Annotated in this window: 13 protein-coding genes and 1 pseudogene; 4 read left to right on the forward strand and 10 right to left on the reverse strand. The window is 64.1% G+C overall.

What is annotated here, in order from left to right; translation table 11 throughout:
* Nucleotides 1-15 precede the first annotated feature (15 nt).
* The gene (locus G6N13_RS09350) at nucleotides 16-2,991 is read left to right on the forward strand and encodes an MMPL/RND family transporter (RefSeq protein ID WP_163696459.1); all 2,976 of its coding nucleotides are present in this window, start codon (nucleotides 16-18) and stop codon (nucleotides 2,989-2,991) included.
* A complete protein-coding gene (pe, locus tag G6N13_RS09355) occupies nucleotides 2,988-4,103 on the forward strand; it encodes an acyltransferase PE (protein WP_163696461.1) in 1,116 nt (371 codons plus the stop codon). Before G6N13_RS09350 ends, pe begins: the two co-directional genes overlap by 4 nt.
* Nucleotides 4,104-4,107: 4 nt before the next feature.
* Here pe and G6N13_RS09360 read toward each other — a convergent pair whose 3' ends face one another.
* Both G6N13_RS09360 and G6N13_RS09365 read right to left on the reverse strand, forming a co-directional pair.
* Nucleotides 4,108-4,743, reverse strand: coding sequence for a GAP family protein (locus G6N13_RS09360; RefSeq protein WP_163696463.1), 636 nt, complete (start codon nucleotides 4,741-4,743; stop codon nucleotides 4,108-4,110).
* Nucleotides 4,744-4,754: 11 nt separating this feature from the next.
* The gene (locus tag G6N13_RS09365; protein ID WP_163696465.1) at nucleotides 4,755-6,467 is read right to left on the reverse strand and encodes an AMP-binding protein; all 1,713 of its coding nucleotides are present in this window, start codon (nucleotides 6,465-6,467) and stop codon (nucleotides 4,755-4,757) included.
* Nucleotides 6,468-6,553: 86 nt separating this feature from the next.
* On the opposite strand from G6N13_RS09365, the gene G6N13_RS09370 reads away from it, so the two are divergent.
* Nucleotides 6,554-7,036, forward strand: a complete 483-nt coding sequence (locus G6N13_RS09370) for a flavin reductase family protein (protein ID WP_163696467.1) — start codon at nucleotides 6,554-6,556, stop codon at nucleotides 7,034-7,036.
* Nucleotides 7,037-7,059: 23 nt separating this feature from the next.
* On the opposite strand, the gene G6N13_RS24100 is transcribed toward G6N13_RS09370, so the two are convergent.
* The 5 genes from G6N13_RS24100 to G6N13_RS09390 form a co-directional block, all read right to left on the reverse strand.
* Complete coding sequence (locus G6N13_RS24100) at nucleotides 7,060-7,215, reverse strand: hypothetical protein (RefSeq protein WP_170310444.1); 156 nt, start codon at nucleotides 7,213-7,215, stop codon at nucleotides 7,060-7,062.
* 89 nt (nucleotides 7,216-7,304) lie between these two features.
* A complete protein-coding gene (locus G6N13_RS09375) occupies nucleotides 7,305-8,060 on the reverse strand; it encodes a succinate dehydrogenase/fumarate reductase iron-sulfur subunit (RefSeq protein ID WP_163696469.1) in 756 nt (251 codons plus the stop codon).
* Between the two features lie 2 nt (nucleotides 8,061-8,062).
* Entirely contained in the window at nucleotides 8,063-9,979 is a 1,917-nt protein-coding gene (locus G6N13_RS09380; protein ID WP_163696470.1) for a fumarate reductase/succinate dehydrogenase flavoprotein subunit, read from the reverse strand.
* A 56-nt stretch (nucleotides 9,980-10,035) separates the two neighbouring features.
* Nucleotides 10,036-10,872, reverse strand: a complete 837-nt coding sequence (locus G6N13_RS09385) for a succinate dehydrogenase subunit SdhC (protein WP_163696472.1) — start codon at nucleotides 10,870-10,872, stop codon at nucleotides 10,036-10,038.
* 68 nt (nucleotides 10,873-10,940) lie between these two features.
* A complete protein-coding gene (locus G6N13_RS09390; protein ID WP_163696474.1) occupies nucleotides 10,941-11,237 on the reverse strand; it encodes an Rv0250c family protein in 297 nt (98 codons plus the stop codon).
* A 148-nt stretch (nucleotides 11,238-11,385) separates the two neighbouring features.
* On the opposite strand from G6N13_RS09390, the pseudogene G6N13_RS09395 reads away from it, so the two are divergent.
* Nucleotides 11,386-11,696 (forward strand): annotated as a pseudogene (locus G6N13_RS09395) (isocitrate lyase/phosphoenolpyruvate mutase family protein); the annotation flags it as partial.
* Nucleotides 11,697-11,805: 109 nt separating this feature from the next.
* Here the strand turns inward: G6N13_RS09395 and G6N13_RS09400 are convergent.
* From G6N13_RS09400 to G6N13_RS09410, 3 genes are read right to left on the reverse strand one after another with little or no spacing between them, the layout of a single operon-like run.
* Nucleotides 11,806-14,709: an MMPL/RND family transporter gene (locus G6N13_RS09400; protein WP_163696476.1), complete on the reverse strand. Its 2,904-nt coding sequence runs from the start codon at nucleotides 14,707-14,709 to the stop codon at nucleotides 11,806-11,808.
* Nucleotides 14,706-15,122: an MmpS family transport accessory protein gene (locus G6N13_RS09405; protein WP_163701926.1), complete on the reverse strand. Its 417-nt coding sequence runs from the start codon at nucleotides 15,120-15,122 to the stop codon at nucleotides 14,706-14,708. The genes G6N13_RS09400 and G6N13_RS09405 overlap by 4 nt, the downstream gene beginning before the upstream one ends.
* Nucleotides 15,123-15,160: 38 nt before the next feature.
* The gene (locus G6N13_RS09410) at nucleotides 15,161-15,649 is read right to left on the reverse strand and encodes a MarR family winged helix-turn-helix transcriptional regulator (RefSeq protein WP_235677982.1); all 489 of its coding nucleotides are present in this window, start codon (nucleotides 15,647-15,649) and stop codon (nucleotides 15,161-15,163) included.
* Nucleotide 15,650 lies beyond the last annotated feature (1 nt).

Raw genomic sequence — 15,650 nt, forward strand, 5'->3', positions numbered from 1 at the left:
CCGGATGAGGACGACGTGCGACGACTAGCAGACTGTGTAGTGCGCTGGCCGTGGGCGGTGATCGGGCTGTGGCTTGTGTTGGCGGCGGCGCTGCCTTTGACGTTCCCGAGTCTCAACGACATGGCTCAGAAACACCCATTGGCCATGCTGCCGGGCGATGCCCCGTCCAGCGTGGCGGCCCGGCAGATGACCGAAGCGTTTAAAGAACCCGGCGGCGACGACCTACTGCTGGTGGTTCTGACCGATGAGCGCGGCCTGAATCCCACGCACGAGGCGACCTACCGCAAGCTGGTTACGGCGCTGCGCGAAGACCAGCACGACGTCGTGATGTTGCAGGACTTCGTCGAAACACCCGCGCTGCGTTCGTTTTTGACGAGCAAGGACAACAAGTCGTGGGTTGTCCCGGTGGGGCTGGTGGGTGCGCTCGGCACCCCGGAGTCCTATGCCGCCTACAACCGGGTGGCCAATATCGTCAAACAGAACACCGCCGGGAGCCCGCTGGAAGTTCACCTGACGGGCCCGGCTGCCACCGTCGCCGATCTCACCGTCGCCGGTCAAAATGACCGGCTGCCAATCGAAATCGCGATCGCGGTTCTGGTGCTAACCGTTCTGCTGATCGTGTACCGCAACCCGATCACCATGCTGCTGCCGTTGATCGGGATCGGGGCATCGCTGGTGATCGCGCAATCCGCGGTCGCCGGGCTGTCCAACCTGACCGGGTTGGGGGTATCGAACCAGGCGATCATTCTGCTGAGCGCGATGATTGCCGGCGCCGGAACGGATTACGCGGTCTTTTTGATCAGCCGCTATCACGACTTCGTGCGGCTCGGGGAAAGCTCTGACGATGCTGTGCGGCACGCACTCGGCTCGGTGGGCAAGGTGATCAGTGCATCCGCTGCCACCATCGGTATCACGTTCCTGGGCGTCAGCTTCGCCAAGATGGGGGTGTTCTCCACCGTCGGTGTGTCCTCGGCGATCGGTGTCGGGGTGGCCTACCTCGCCGCCCTCACCCTGCTGCCGGCCATCATCGCCGTCGCCGGGCCGCGCGGGTGGATCACGCCGCGGCGTGAGCTCACCGCGCGGTGGTGGCGGCGGTCGGGTATCCGCATCGTGCGCCGGCCGAGGGTACACCTGGTCGCCAGCGTGCTGATCCTGATCCTGCTGGCCAGCAGTGTGGGGTTGGCGAAATACAACTATGACGATCGCAAGGCGGTGGCCCCCGGGGACCCGAGTTCGGTCGGCTACACCGCCCTGGAACGCCATTTCGACCTCAACCAGTCCATTCCCTCTTACGTTGTGGTCCGCTCGCCCCGTGATCTGCGCAACCCACAGGCCCTCGCGGATCTGGAGCAGATGGCCGAGCGCATCGCTCAGGTGCCGAACATCAAGTTGGTCAGCGGCATCACCCGGCCGATGGGTGACGTGCCGCAGGAGTTCCGGGCCACCTACCAGGCGGGCCTGGTCGGTGATCGGCTGGGCACCGGCTCGGCGATGATCGGTGCGAACATGAACGACCTCAATCGCCTTGCTGGCGGGGCCAATACCCTCGCCACCAACCTCGGCGACGTGCGCGTTCAGGTGAACGGGATCGCCACCAGCCTGCAGAGCGTGGTGGACGCGTTCGCAGCGCTCAGGGGTCAATACAGCGGCGACACACTCGTCAAGAATGTCGAAGTCGCTGCCAAGCTCGTCAACGCGGTCAACCGGCTGGGTAATTCGATGGGCATCAATGTCCAGGCGGCCAAGGACCTGTTCGGTTGGGTGGGCCCGGTTTTGGTGGCGTTGCACGGTAACGCGGTTTGTGACCTCGATCCGTCCTGTGCCGAAACTCGGGGCCACTTCCAGGCGCTGGTCGACGCGCGCAATAACGGCACGCTCGACGAGATCAACTCTCTGGCAGCGCAATTGCAGTCGATGCAGGACCGCCAGTCCCTCGATGCGACGCTGCGCCAGCTCGGCGATGCGTTCGGCAAATTGCAGAAGGTCATGCACACCATGGGGCTGGACTCGCCGGGCGGCGCCCAGGCCGGCACCACGAAACTTCGCCAGGGCGCCGATCGCGCCGCCAGCGGGAGCCGCGAAGTGGCCGGCGGGGTGGATCAGGTCGTCGACCAGATCAAGCTGATGCGAACCGGACTCGATCAGGCCGCCGCGTTCCTGCTGTCGATGAAGCAGAACGCCGCCAGCCCGGCGATGGCCGGATTCAACATTCCACCCGAAGTCCTCGACCTGCCCGATTTCAAGATGGCCGCCAAGATGTTCATCTCGCCCGACGGGCATTCGGTGCGGTATCTGGTGCTCACTAAACTCGATCCGTTCAGCGCCGACGCGATGGATCAGGTCAACGCGATCAGCGATGCGGCGCGCAGCGCACAGCCGAACACCAGCCTGTCGGACGCCACGATCTCGATGGGCGGTTATCCCGCCGCGTTGCGTGACACGCGGGATTACTACCAGAAGGACATCCGATTCATCATCGCGGTCACGATGATCGTGGTGCTCTTGACGTTGATGCTGCTGCTGCGGGCGGTGATCGCACCGCTGTATCTGGTTGGCTCCGTGGTGCTTTCGTACTTCGCCGCGCTGGGTGTCGGGGTGCTGGTCTTCCAGTGTCTGCTCCACCAGCAGCTGCACTGGACGGTCCCGCCGCTGGCCTTCGTCGTGCTTGTCGCCGTCGGAGCCGACTACAACCTGCTGTTCGCATCCCGATTGCGGGACGAATCCTTCAGCGGCACGCGCTACGGCGTCATCCGGACGTTGTCGTCGACCGGCGGCGTGATCACCGCGGCAGGTCTGATCTTCGCGGCCTCGATGTGGGGCCTGCTGTTCTCCAGCATCGGTACCGTTGTGCAGGGCGGGTTCGTCATCGGCGTCGGGATCCTGCTGGACACATTCCTGGTGCGGACGGTCACGGTGCCCGCTGTGGCTACTCTGGTCGGAAAGGCGAACTGGTGGCCGTCACGATTGAAGTCGCAGGGGAGTAAGGCATGAAGAAGTTACTCGCCACGGCGACCACGCTGTTGACCCTGTGCGCCACCGGCGGAATCGCGGCCGCCGATCAGCCACCACCGAGCCAGCCGAACAACGACGGCCCCCCGATCGGCACGCCTGGCCGCGGATATGCCCTGGGCGGCGCCCACGTCCTCGGCATCCCCTATGACGAGTACATCCGCCGCACCGGTGCGGAGTGGTTCCCCGGCCTCAACCGGCAGATCGTCGATTACCCCGCCGGCCAGGTCCAGGGCCACACGTTGCAGCGCCTGTTCCCTGGCATCGGCAAGCTGGACGACAACTTCCCGGGCCTGGGTATCGACGGCCCGAGTATCGGCGAGTCGGTGGACGTCGGTGAAGGCAACGTCCTTAGGGCGATCCAGGACGGCGGGCCCGGAACCGCGATCGGGTTGTCCGAGGGTGCGATGGTGCTCAACGCCGTGCAGAACCGGTTGGCCACCGATCCGAACGCGCCGCCCCCAGATCAGTTGTCGTTCGCCACCTACGGTGATCCGGTTGCACCCCATGCCTTCGGCGAAGGCTTTCTGACTCAGAACTTTCCCGTCGGCAGTGTCGTGCCGGCCCTCGACTACCGGATCCCGCCTCAGGTGGACAGTCAGTACGACTCCTACCGCTTCGTCTCGGCGTATGACAGCATCGCCGACTGGCCGGACCGGCAGGACAACTGGATTTCGGTGGCCAATGCGGTCGTGGGGCTCGCGACCGGTCACACCGCTGTCGCATTCACCAACCCGAGTATGGTTCCGCCGCAGAACATCGCGACGACCGTGAACTCCAGGGGTGCCAAGACCACGACGTACCTGATTCCCGAACAGCATCTGCCGCTGGTGTTGCCGTTCAAATATCTTGGCGTGGACGAAGACACTCTCAACAAATTGGATGCGGTGCTGAAACCCTCAGTGGATGCTGGCTATTCGCGCAACGACGATCCGCTGACCGCGCCGATCGCGGTCGATCCCGTGCGCGGCTATGACCCGGCCGCCGTTACCGCACCCGCCACTCAGGCCGCGTTCGGTGGTGGCACGGACCCGGTCTCGCAGTTGATGGCCGGCCTCCAGTACGTGCTGGATCACGGCCCCAGCACGCACTGAGTTCCTACACGCCGAGTAGGCCTGCCGCGAGCAGCATGACACCAACGACGGCCAACAACACGGCGACTTCGCGGCGGCGCCGGGCACGAACCCAGCCGTTCAGTGCTGTCATCGCCGCGCGGGTACGTTGCGGCGCAACAAGATAGGCCAGCAGCGGAATCTCCACCAGTGCGAACGCCACGACATTGAACGTCACCAACGCGCCGAACCGGACTGCTGGAGCTACCGCACCAGCAGCGATGATGGCCAGTGCGGCAAGGTAGTCGATCGAGGGCAGCGCGATACCCAGGCCGGCGACGCCGGCCACCCACAGCGATTGGCCGTCGAGCAGACGACTCAGCCACGCCGGCGGGGTACGGTCGCGTCCCTTGGTGACCGCCAAGATCGCCGCGGTCACCAGCGCCAGCGTGCCGATGACAACCTGCACTCTGGGCACAGTGAAATGGGCCGAGGCCGGGATCCGGGACTCGAGTGCGAACAACACCACGGTGCCCACCGTCAGGCCCATCACGAAACCACCGCACAGAAAGGCGGCCAGCTGCAGGTGGGGGCGGGGACGATTCAGCATCAGCACCGACATCCCGATGCGAAACGGCTCGAGACTGACTGCGGCAGCCATCACCAATAGGGTGAACCACATCGGCTGATCAGCTACGCATCCAGGCGCACGAACTGTCCTTGGCGGTACTGCTCGACGCACGCTGCCCGGCGGATCTTGCCGCTCGTGGTGGTCGGGATCGCCCCCGGTTCCACCAGCACGATATCGGCGACCTGCAAGCCGTGAGCACGCGAAATCGCCGCGATCACATCGTTTTTCACACCTGTGTACTCGGTGGAATCGTCCCGCTTCTTGAGTTCCAGGACGGTCACCAGCGTCTCGCTTTGCTCGTCGGACACCGCGATGGCTGCCACCCGACCCTTGGTGATCTTCTGCACCGTGGACTCGATGTCCTCGGAGTAGTGGTTGCGGCCGCGCACAATCAGCATGTCCTTGATGCGTCCCACGATGAACAGCTCGCCCTGCGAGACGAACCCCCGATCTCCGGTCCGTAACCAGCCGCTCTCCGGGTCGTCGTTCGACGGGTTGATCAGGGTAGCGCCGAAGGCGGATCCGGTCTGTTCCGGTTTGCGCCAGTAGCCCGCAGAGACGTTCTCACCGTGCGTCCAGATCTCGCCGACGGTGCCATCGGGGCACAGCTCGCAGGTGTCCGCGTCGACGATCCGCACCAGCGGCGAGACCGGCAACTGATAGCGCAGCAATGGCGCCCCGCCGGTTTTACGCACCGCGATCCCTTGTGACAGTTCGACGGCATCGAAGTCGACGACGTTGGGCACCTCATTGGCGGTGCTGCTGGCGACGTATACCGTCGCTTCGGCCAGCCCGTAGGACGGCGCCATCACCTCGGGACGAAGACCAATCGGCGCGAGGCGTTCGTTGAATCGGACCACGGTCTCGGGGTGGATGCGTTCGGCACCGTTGATGATGCCGATGACACCGCTGAGATCGAGGCCGTCCAGTTCGTCGTCGCCGGTGCGCCGCGCCGTGAGATCGAACGCGAAGTTCGGTGCGCCCGACCACGCCTTCGGCTGGCGAGCCATCGCCTGTAGCCACCGCGCCGGCCGGGACAGGAACGCGATGGGGCTCATCAGATCCGCTGGGTGCCCGCTGAGGATCGGTGCACCGATCCCGAGCATCAGTCCCATGTCGTGGTAGAACGGCAGCCACGAGACCAGACTGAGGCCCGGTGGGAACTCGCCGCCATAGTGCGGCAAGTAATCGGCCATCAACTGCTCGAAATTGGCACACATATTGCGGTGCGAGATCATCACGCCTGCCGGCAGCCGCGTCGAGCCCGACGTGTACTGCAGATAGGCGATATCCGGACCGTCGGGCACCTCGGGGTCGACGGCTTTGGCGGCGTCGAGATCGAGCGTGTCCACCGCGATCGTGGCGATCACGGCGGCGCCGTCGTCCACGTATTGTGCGGCGACTTCGAAGACCTCGGAAGTGGTCAGCACCACTGAGGGCGAGGTATCGGTCACCACCGCGCTTACCCGCTCGTCGTGGGAACCGGGTACCGGAACCGACAGCGGGACGGCGATGAACCCGGCCTGCATGGCGCCCAGGAAGGCGACGATATAGGCCAGGCCCTGGGGGGCGATGATCAGCGCCCGGTCGCCGGGTGCGCCATGCTGGCCGACCTCGTGCGCGACGTTGAGTGTGCGGCGATAGACCTGTGACCAGGTAAGGCTCTCGGCGACACCGTTCCAGTCCCGGTCGTAATCAGTGAACGTGAAGGCGACGTCGTCTGGCGTTAGACCAGCGCGTTCGCGCAGCACGGACAGGACTGAAACGTTTGACACGGCCTTAGGCTACTCAACGGTTATGTGGATCAGGCCGGACCCTGCTGTGGCCGCGGCGCACCGCCGCATGTGAAAATGGAGGTGTTATGAGCAGCACAGAGCTGAGCCCCGCCTCCCTGCGTGAGGCGTTCGGTCATTTCCCGTCTGGTGTCATCGCGATCGCCGCTGAGGTCGAGGGTATTCGGGTCGGCCTGGCCGCCAGCACCTTCGTGCCGGTGTCGCTGGATCCGCCGCTGGTCTCGTTCTGTGTGCAGAACAATTCGGAGACCTGGCCAAAGCTGAAGGACCTGCCGTCGCTGGGCATCAGCCTCCTGGGTGAGTCCCATGACGTCGCGGCGCGAACCCTGGCGGCCAAGACCGGTGATCGCTTCGCCGGGCTGGAGACCCACTCCCACGAGAGCGGTGCGGTGTTCGTGCACGGCACCAGTGTGTGGTTGCAGAGCACGATCGAGCAGTCGGTGGTCGCCGGTGACCACACCATCGTGGTTCTCCGGGTCAAGGAGATCACCGTGCATGATGTTCCGCCGATTGTGTTCCACCGCAGCACTTTCCGCAGACTGGGCGCATAACCCAGCCCGTCCCGCAGCCTGGGTCAGGGCTTTTCGCCGAGTTCTTGGCGATAACCGGCGATGCGCTGCTCAATCTCGGCCGCGTCGTGGGGCCGACCCTCTTTGAGAGCCAGTGCGGCGCGGGCGGACAGCTCGCGGATTGCTGTGCGAATGTCGTTGAGGCTATGGACACTATCCATGGTGCGAGGCTACCCAGCCGGGCACCAAGAGGAACAGGCCGCGAGAAATCCCTGGGGAAATCTCGCGGCCCGCTCGCCGAGGCTTTTGACTACTTATCGCGCCGGAACAATTTATTGCCGAGCCACACGATCGGGTCGTACTTGGCGTCGGCGACGCGCTCCTTCATCGGGATCAGCGCGTTATCGGTGATCTTGATGTGCTCGGGGCACACCTCGGTGCAGCACTTGGTGATGTTGCAGAAGCCCAGACCGTTTTCTTCCTGGGCCATAGTGCGACGGTCCAGGGTGTCCAGCGGGTGCATCGACAGCTCGGCTTGGCGCATCAGATACCGCGGGCCGGCGAAAGACTTCTTGTTCTCTTCGTGGTCACGGTTGACGTGGCACACGTTCTGGCACAGGAAGCATTCGATGCACTTGCGGAATTCCTGGCTGCGGTTCACATCCTCCTGCTGCATGCGGTACTCGCCGGGTTGCAGATGCTTCGGGGGAGTGAACGACGGGATCTCCCGCGCCTTCTCGTAATTGAAGGAGACGTCGGTGACCAGATCGCGCATCACGGGGAAGGTCCGCAGCGGCGTGATCGTCACGACCTCGTCCTCGCCGAACGTCGACATCCGGGTCATACACATCAGCCGTGGCCGCCCGTTGATCTCGGCCGAACACGAACCGCATTTGCCTGCCTTGCAGTTCCACCGCACCGCGAGGTCACCGGCTTGGGTGGCTTGCAGCCGGTGGACGATATCGAGCACCACCTCGCCGTCGTTGACCTCGACGGTGTAGTCCTGTAGGTCGCCGCCGGTTTCATCGCCGCGCCAAACCCGCAGTTTCGCGTCATAAGCAGCCATTTTCAGCCCTTCCGCTCAGGGTGCTCGGCCAGTTGATCTTCGGTGTAGTACTTCTCGAGCTCGGACAGCTCGAACGTGGCCAGCAGATCGGGCCGCATCACCGGCTGCTGCTCAGGCGTCACCGTGACGTCGGGCACGACAGCGTCGGCATCGCCAGGTGCTACCCGGCAGACCAGCAGCTTGTTGCGCCAGTGGGCGTCCATCTTGGGATAGTCGTCGCGGGTATGTCCGCCGCGGCTTTCGGTGCGCTGCAGCGCGGCCTTGGCCACGCACTCGCTGACCAGCAGCATGTTGCGCATGTCGATCGCCAGGTGCCAGCCGGGGTTGAAGAGCCGTCCGCCCTCAACGACGACGTTGGCATAGCGCGCCTTGAGCTCGTCGATCTTGCCCAGTACCTCTTCGAGCTCGCCCTCCTTGCGGATGATGCCCGCCAGGTCGTTCATCGATTGCTGCAGCTCGGCGTGCAGGGTGTACGGGTTCTCGGCATTAGCCTTCGGCTCGAACGGCGCCAGCGCCAGCGTGGCCGCCGCGTCGATCGCCGCGTCCGTCACCGCGGGGCGTGCGGACAGGGCCCGCACATAGTCGGCCGCACCGAGCCCGGCGCGCCGGCCGAACACCAGCAGGTCCGAGAGCGAGTTGCCGCCGAGGCGGTTGGAGCCGTGCATACCGCCCGAACACTCACCCGCGGCGAACAGCCCGGGAGTCGAGCCGGCACCGGTGTCGGGATCGACCTCGATGCCGCCCATCACGTAGTGGCAGGTCGGACCGACTTCCATCATGTCCTTGGTGATGTCGACCTCGGCCAGCTCGATGAACTGGTGATACATCGACGGCAGGCGGCGCTTGATCTCCTCGGCCGGCATCCGCGAGGCGATGTCAAGGTAGACGCCGCCGTGCGGGGTGCCGCGGCCGGCCTTGACTTCGTCGTTGATGGCGCGGGCCACCTCGTCGCGGGGAAGCAGGTCAGGGGTGCGGCGTGCGGAGTCGTTGTCCTTGAGCCACTGATCGGCTTCTTCTTCGGTTTCGGCGTACTGCCCCTTGAACACGTCGGGGATGTAGTCGAACATGAAGCGCTTGCCATCGGAATTCTTGAGCACCCCGCCGTCACCGCGGACACCCTCGGTGACCAGAATGCCCTTCACCGACAGCGGCCAGACCATGCCGGTCGGGTGGAACTGGATGAACTCCATATTGATCAGGCCGGAACCTGCGCGCAGTGCCAGCGCATGCCCGTCGCCGGTGTACTCCCAGGAGTTCGACGACACCTTGAACGACTTGCCGATACCGCCGGTGGCCAACACCACGGCCGGCGTCTCGAACAGGATGAACTTGCCCGTCTCGCGCCAGTAGCCGAAGGCACCCGCGATCGCGTCCCCATCCTTGATCAGATCGGTGATCGCACATTCGTGGAAGACCTTGATGCGGGCCTCGTAGTCGCCGAGTTCCTTCTTGTCATCCTGCTGCAGCGAGACGATCTTTTGCTGCAGTGTGCGGATGATCTCCAGGCCGGTGCGGTCACCGACGTGCGCGAGCCGCGGGTAGGTGTGCCCGCCGAAATTGCGCTGGCTGATCTTGCCGTCTTTGGTGCGGTCGAACAGCGCGCCGTAGGTCTCCAGCTCCCACACCCGGTCGGGGGCTTCCTGTGCGTGCAGCTCGGCCATCCGCCAGTTGTTCAGGAACTTGCCGCCACGCATGGTGTCACCGAAGTGCACCTGCCAGCTGTCCTTGGTGTTGACGTTGCGCATGGCGGCGGCGCAACCACCTTCGGCCATGACGGTGTGGGCCTTACCGAACAGTGACTTCGTCACCACGGCGACCTTCAAACCCCGTTCCCGGGCTTCGATCACCGCTCGTAGGCCCGCGCCGCCGGCACCGATCACGACCACGTCGTAGGAATGCCGCTCGACCTCAACCGTCATTTGACCTCGCTAAAACTCTGGGTTGGAAAAGTCTGATCAGTCACTGGATCTCAGCGTCAGCCAACGAATCTCAGGTCGGAGATGGTGCCACTGGCCACCAGCATGACGTAGAAATCGGTCAGCATCAGGGTGCCGAGCGTGATCCAGGCGTACAGCTTGTGCCGAGTGTTCAGCTTGCTGACCTGGGTCCAAATCCAGTACCGCACCGGGTGCTTCGAGAAGTGCTTGAGCCGGCCGCCGGTGACGTGGCGGCAGGAGTGGCAGGAGATCGTGTAGACCCACAACATCACCACGTTGCCGACCAGAATGATGTTGCCCAGCCCGAAGCCGAAGCCACCGGGGCCGGTCTCGGAGTGAAAGGCGACGATCGCGTCGTAGGTGTTGATCAGCGAGATGATGGCGGCGATGTAGAAGAAGTACCGGTGGGTGTTCTGGATGATCAGCGGAAAACGCGTCTCGCCAGTGTATTTCGCGTGCGGCTCGGCAACCGCACAGGCGGTCGGGGACTGCCACACCGAGCGGTAGTAGGCACCGCGGTAGTAGTAGCAGGTCAGCCGGAACAGCAGCAGGAACGGCAGTGACAGGAAGGCGTACGGCAGCAGCGACAGCGGCCCGGTCGCCGGTAGGATCTGTGGCCAGAAATCGCTTGCTTCACCGCAAGCCTTGCTCAGGCACGGGGAGTAGAACGGCGTCAAGTAGTGGTACTGCGGGACGAAAAAGTAGTCCCGCTGGAACGCGCGCACCGTTGCGTAGATGACGAAGGCGGCAAAACCCAGATCCGTGAGGATGGGCGATTTCAGCCAGTTGTCCGTCCGCAGAGTCCGTTGCGGAATGTGGGCACGGCCGGGCGAGAAGACGCCGGTCGCAGGACGGTTACCCGCAGGTGCGCTCATCTACTGTGATCCCCTTCGCGTTAACTCATCGGAGGGTACCTAGATCACGGCACCCCGCTAAATCAGGGTCAGCGGCGGTTGTGGCCGCCAACTCCTTCGTCATCGACGTCCTGCCAGAACGTGCTGTCGTAGGGCGTATCCGGAATCCCGATCTTCTCTCCGGCGATCACCACTGTTTGCTGGGTTAGGGCAAGCTCATTCGCGTCGATATCGAGAAGTTCCACGTCATTGAGGATGCGCTCGGCGTCGTTGACAATTCGGCGCATTGCCGGGGTGTCCCCGTATCGCGACTTCAACGAGGTCACACAACGCCGCAAGCCGCCGATCAAATGGTGGAGTTCGGCCAATTCTGTAGTGGTGGACAACGGGACCTCCCTGGGCTGAAGGTGTCATGGATCACATTACGACAACCGATGCTAGCCACATTGAGAACGCGACGTGAGACAGGTCACGTCGGGAATGGTGTCGCGAGAGCCGGGAAACCCGGTGGTGCTCCCCACCGTCTGGGATGGTGCCGGGGCCGTGGGCCTGAACATTGAGTGACACCGTGCACGGCGAAGGCAAGCGGCTGCGGTCATCCGCCAGCACGCCGAACTGGTAGACCGGGCGATCGCGCGGCTGTCCGAGGCCGCTGCGGCCGGCACCGACGTGCGCTGTCCCCGGTGGGCCGGCATGAACCAGACACGAGGCGGCGCTTGGCCTCTGAGCTCCCACTGCCGATCAATGCGATCGCGATACCGGAGTCCGACGGTCCGGCATCCTTCGGCCCGCTCGGCGTGGCGCGGATCAGTTTCGGGCCGTTCTGGCAGCCCGCGAGCCTGTAGGCCTACGGGTGGAGTGAACGCCGAACGTGCGGGTTCTCGTCGAGGATTCGCGAAAAATCGACGACATACCGCACGCTCGGCGCGGGATGAGACGCCAAGCACGGCGACGCTAGGCCTGCGCGGGTAGCGCAGCGGTGTCCTCGTCCTCCTTGGCTGGCTTGGGCGGCGTGGGCTTGCGGAAGTGGTTGTCGCCTCGCGGATGGACCACCTGAGGCCACCAGAACCACCGGCCCAGCATGGTCGCGATCGACGGCATCAGCAGTGACCGGACGATAAAGGTGTCGATCAGTAGGCCGATGGCGATCGTCGAACCCATCTGCGCCAGCACGACCAGCTTGCTGATCATCATGCCCGCCATCGTGGCGGCGAACACCAGACCCGCCGAGGTCACCACACCACCGGTGCCGGCCATGGAGCGGATGATGCCGGTCTTCAATCCGGCGTGGATCTCGTCCTTGAACCGGGAGACCAGCAGCAGGTTGTAGTCCGAGCCGACCGCCAACAGGATGATGACCGACATCAGCATGACCAGCCACTGCACCTGAATGCCGAACAGGTCCTGCCATAGCAGTACCGAGATGCCGAAGGACGCGGCGATCGAGCTGGCCGCGGTACCGACGATCACCAACGACGCGACCGCACTTCGGGTCAGGATGAGCATGATCGTGAAGATCAGCGTCAGCGACGACACCACGGCGATCAACAGGTCGTAGCGCGCGCCGTCGGACATGTCCTTGTAGGTCGCCGCGACGCCACCGAGATGAATCTTGGCGTTCGATAGCGAGGACATCTTCAGCGCTTCCTGGGCGGCCTTGCGTTCGTTGTCGACGCGGGCGATACCGTCGACGGTCGCCGGGTCACCCTCGTGGGTGATGAACATCCGAGTGGACTTGCCGTCCGGCGACATGAACATCTTCAGGCCACGCTCGAAGTCGGGGTTCTGGAAGGCTTCCGGTGGCAGGAAGAACAGATCGTCGTTCTTGGCCTGGTCGAAGCTTTCCCCCATCGCCAGTGCGGTGTCGTTGGTCGCCTGCATCTGGTCCAGCAGTGCCTTCTGCGAGTTGTACGACGCCAGCGCCAGGTCCCTGCTGACCTTCATCGACGCGATCGTCTGGGGCAGCAGGGCGGTCAGCTGGGGCGCGAGTGCCGCCAGCTGATCGGTATTGCCCTGCACCCCTGCGGTTTTGTCGGTGACCTCGTCGATCCCGTCGAGGGAGTCGAACAGCGACCGCGCCGCGGCGCACAATGGGATATCGAAGCAGTGTGGCTCCCAGTAGAAGTAATTGCGCATCGGGCGGAACTGATCGTCGAAGTTCGCGATGTTGTCGCGCAACGCCTTGGTGGTCTCGAGCAGGTCTTCTGAGCGGGCCGCCGAATCCTGGGTGAGCTGAGTCTGCTTGAGAGACAGTTGGTACTGCTTCTCCAGGATGTCGATCGAAACATTCATCGAGTCAACCGTTTTGAGCTGGTTGTCCAGCTGATCCCGCTGGAACGGCAAGTTCATGTTGCTGGTCTGGCCCGCGACGCTCGTCTGGAACGGAATCGAGCTGTGCTGGATCGGAATACCCAGTGGCCGGGTGATGCTCTGCACCATCGCAATACCCTCGGTGTGCATGACATTGCTGGCAATCTTGTTCAGCACCAGCATGTCCGCAGGATTGCGCATGTCGTGGTCGGCTTCCACCATCAGGATGTCCGGGTTCATCCGGGCCTGGGTGAAGTGCCGGTCGGCGGCGGCGAAGCCCTGGTTCACCGGGGCGTCCTTGGGCAGGTAGTACCGGTCGTTGTAGGCCGGCTTGTATCCCGGGATGGCGACCAGCCCGATCAGCACCACAAATAGGCTAGCCACGAAAATCGGTGCGGGCCAGCGCACGACGGCCGTGCCGACCCGCCGCCAGAACCTGCTCTGCGGAGGCCGCTTGGACTCGTACAGTCCCACCCGGCTGCCCAGGTAGAGCACGGCCGGGCCGAGCGTGACCGCGATGGCCACGATCACCAGCATGCCGATCGCGACGGGCGCACCCATGGTGGTGAAGTAGGGCAGACGCGCGAAGCTGAGGCAGTAGGTGGCGCCCGCGATCGTCAGCCCGGAGCCCACGATCACAGGCGCGACTGACTTGAAGGTTGCATAGTACGACTCGTCTCGGTCCAGCCCCATACCGCGGTCTTCGCGATACCTGCCGAAGATGAAGATGCCGTAGTCCGTGGCGGCGGCGATCGCCAGCATCGTCAGGATGTTGCCGGCGAACGTGGTGAGCCCAAAAGCGCCGTGCACGGCCAGGATTGACACCACACCACGCGCGGTCAGCAGCCCCAGGAACGTCAGAAACAACTGGATCAGCGTGGTGCGGATCGATCGGTAGACCACCAGCAGCATGCCTGCGATTGCCGCGAGGGTGATCAACGTGATCATCGCGAGGCTGGCATTTCCGATCACGTGCAGGTCGTCGGTGAGGGCGGCGGGGCCGGCGACGTACGCTTGTACACCGGGCGGGGCCGGGGTGTCCTTGATGACCTTGCGAACGGCATCCACACCTTCGTTGGCCAGGGTCTGGCCCTGTTCGCCGGCCAGGTTCAGCATCACGTAAGACGCTTTGCCATCGGCGCTTTGGGCGCCCGCGGCGGTCAGCGTGTCACCCCAGAAGTCCTGGATGTGCTGGATGTGCTCGGGGTCCTGCTCGAGCTTGCGAATGATCTCGTCGTAGTACTGGTGGGCCTCCGGGCCTAGCGGCTTCTGGCCCTCCACCACGACCATAATCGTGCTGTTGGAGTTGAACTCCTTGAAGTTCGCGCCCATCAACTTCATTGCCTTCATCGACGGCGCGTCCTCGGGCGCCATCGGCGCCGAGTGCAACTCGCCGACGACCTCGAGCTGAGGCGCGACAACGTTCACCAGAACCGCGATCCCGATCCAGAACAGTACGATCGGCCAGGCAAGGATCCGGATCAGGTGAGGCACGGCGGGCCGCTTTGGCCTGCTGGCGGATTCGGGTGCGGTGACGGTAGGGGTCATGCGGACTTCACCAGGCAGTAGGTCTGGGCGTTGACGCCATTGGCCGATTGCTCCTCGCGGACGGTTCCGTTCACGGTGACGCGGCATCCAATCTCATCGCCGTCCGTGCGCGCCATGAGGCTGGCGCTGACGGCAGGCAATGTTGTCGACAAGGTGATCGTCCAGGGCAGTGGCACGTTGACCGTGTGCACCTTGGCTTCGGGGTCGAAGTAGCTGATCTGGGCGGTGGTTCCCGGTGCGCCGTAGACGTCGTAGACCATGACCTTGGGATTGAACTGGACGATCTCGATGCCGGCACCGGCGCCGGCGTTCAGGTCCTGTGACGCGAACATCTTGTGCAGGCGCGACACAACGAGGCCGGAGACCGCCAGCACGACGATCAGGACCAACGGAATCCAGATGCGTTTCAGCATCCTGCCCACCGGAATAGCTTTCACCCGAACACCTTCCGTCAGAGGACCGACCGCGGTGCGGCGGTCTCCGTGGCGCAGTCAGCATTGGCAGCGAGCCGGCAGATCAGTGGGAACGCGACGCGCGCCGAGAGCCACAATGCCGCCTGCTCTTCGTCGGTCAGTGTTGTGATCAACGCCGCCAGTCGTTCCCGGCGCATCCGCTTGCGCTCGTCGAGCAATGCCTGTCCCCGCGCGGTGATGGCGACCAGACAGGCTCGGCCGTCGTCGGGGTCGGCGAGCCGGGTCACCAGGCCCGCGCGCTCAAGGCGCTGGACCAACTGGGTCATCGACGGCTGGCTGACGCCTTCTTTGGCGGCCAGGGTGGTCAGCCGAACCGGTCCTTCCCGGCACACCCGGTTCATTGTGAACGCTGCGGACGCACTCAAGTCGGCGCGGTCGCTGAGGAACCGGATCGTCAGGTCCATTGCCTGGTCGAAGGCATCTCCGACGCACTCGCTGACGTCGTGATCGGTCAGCTGATTTGCCACT

This window comes from Mycolicibacterium sarraceniae (assembly GCF_010731875.1).
GTDB lineage: Bacteria > Actinomycetota > Actinomycetes > Mycobacteriales > Mycobacteriaceae > Mycobacterium > Mycobacterium sarraceniae.

Bases quoted from the DNA above. Each gene is read 5' to 3' on its own strand.
- pe (WP_163696461.1), top strand. From the start codon at position 2,988: ATGAAGAAGTTACTCGCCACGGCGACCACGCTGTTGACCCTGTGCGCC.
- G6N13_RS09360 (WP_163696463.1), bottom strand. From the start codon at position 4,743: ATGTGGTTCACCCTATTGGTGATGGCTGCCGCAGTCAGTCTCGAGCCG.
- G6N13_RS09370 (WP_163696467.1), top strand. From the start codon at position 6,554: ATGAGCAGCACAGAGCTGAGCCCCGCCTCCCTGCGTGAGGCGTTCGGT.
- G6N13_RS24100 (WP_170310444.1), bottom strand. From the start codon at position 7,215: ATGGATAGTGTCCATAGCCTCAACGACATTCGCACAGCAATCCGCGAG.
- G6N13_RS09375 (WP_163696469.1), bottom strand. From the start codon at position 8,060: ATGGCTGCTTATGACGCGAAACTGCGGGTTTGGCGCGGCGATGAAACC.
- G6N13_RS09380 (WP_163696470.1), bottom strand. From the start codon at position 9,979: ATGACGGTTGAGGTCGAGCGGCATTCCTACGACGTGGTCGTGATCGGT.
- G6N13_RS09385 (WP_163696472.1), bottom strand. From the start codon at position 10,872: ATGAGCGCACCTGCGGGTAACCGTCCTGCGACCGGCGTCTTCTCGCCC.
- G6N13_RS09400 (WP_163696476.1), bottom strand. From the start codon at position 14,709: ATGACCCCTACCGTCACCGCACCCGAATCCGCCAGCAGGCCAAAGCGG.
- G6N13_RS09405 (WP_163701926.1), bottom strand. From the start codon at position 15,122: ATGCTGAAACGCATCTGGATTCCGTTGGTCCTGATCGTCGTGCTGGCG.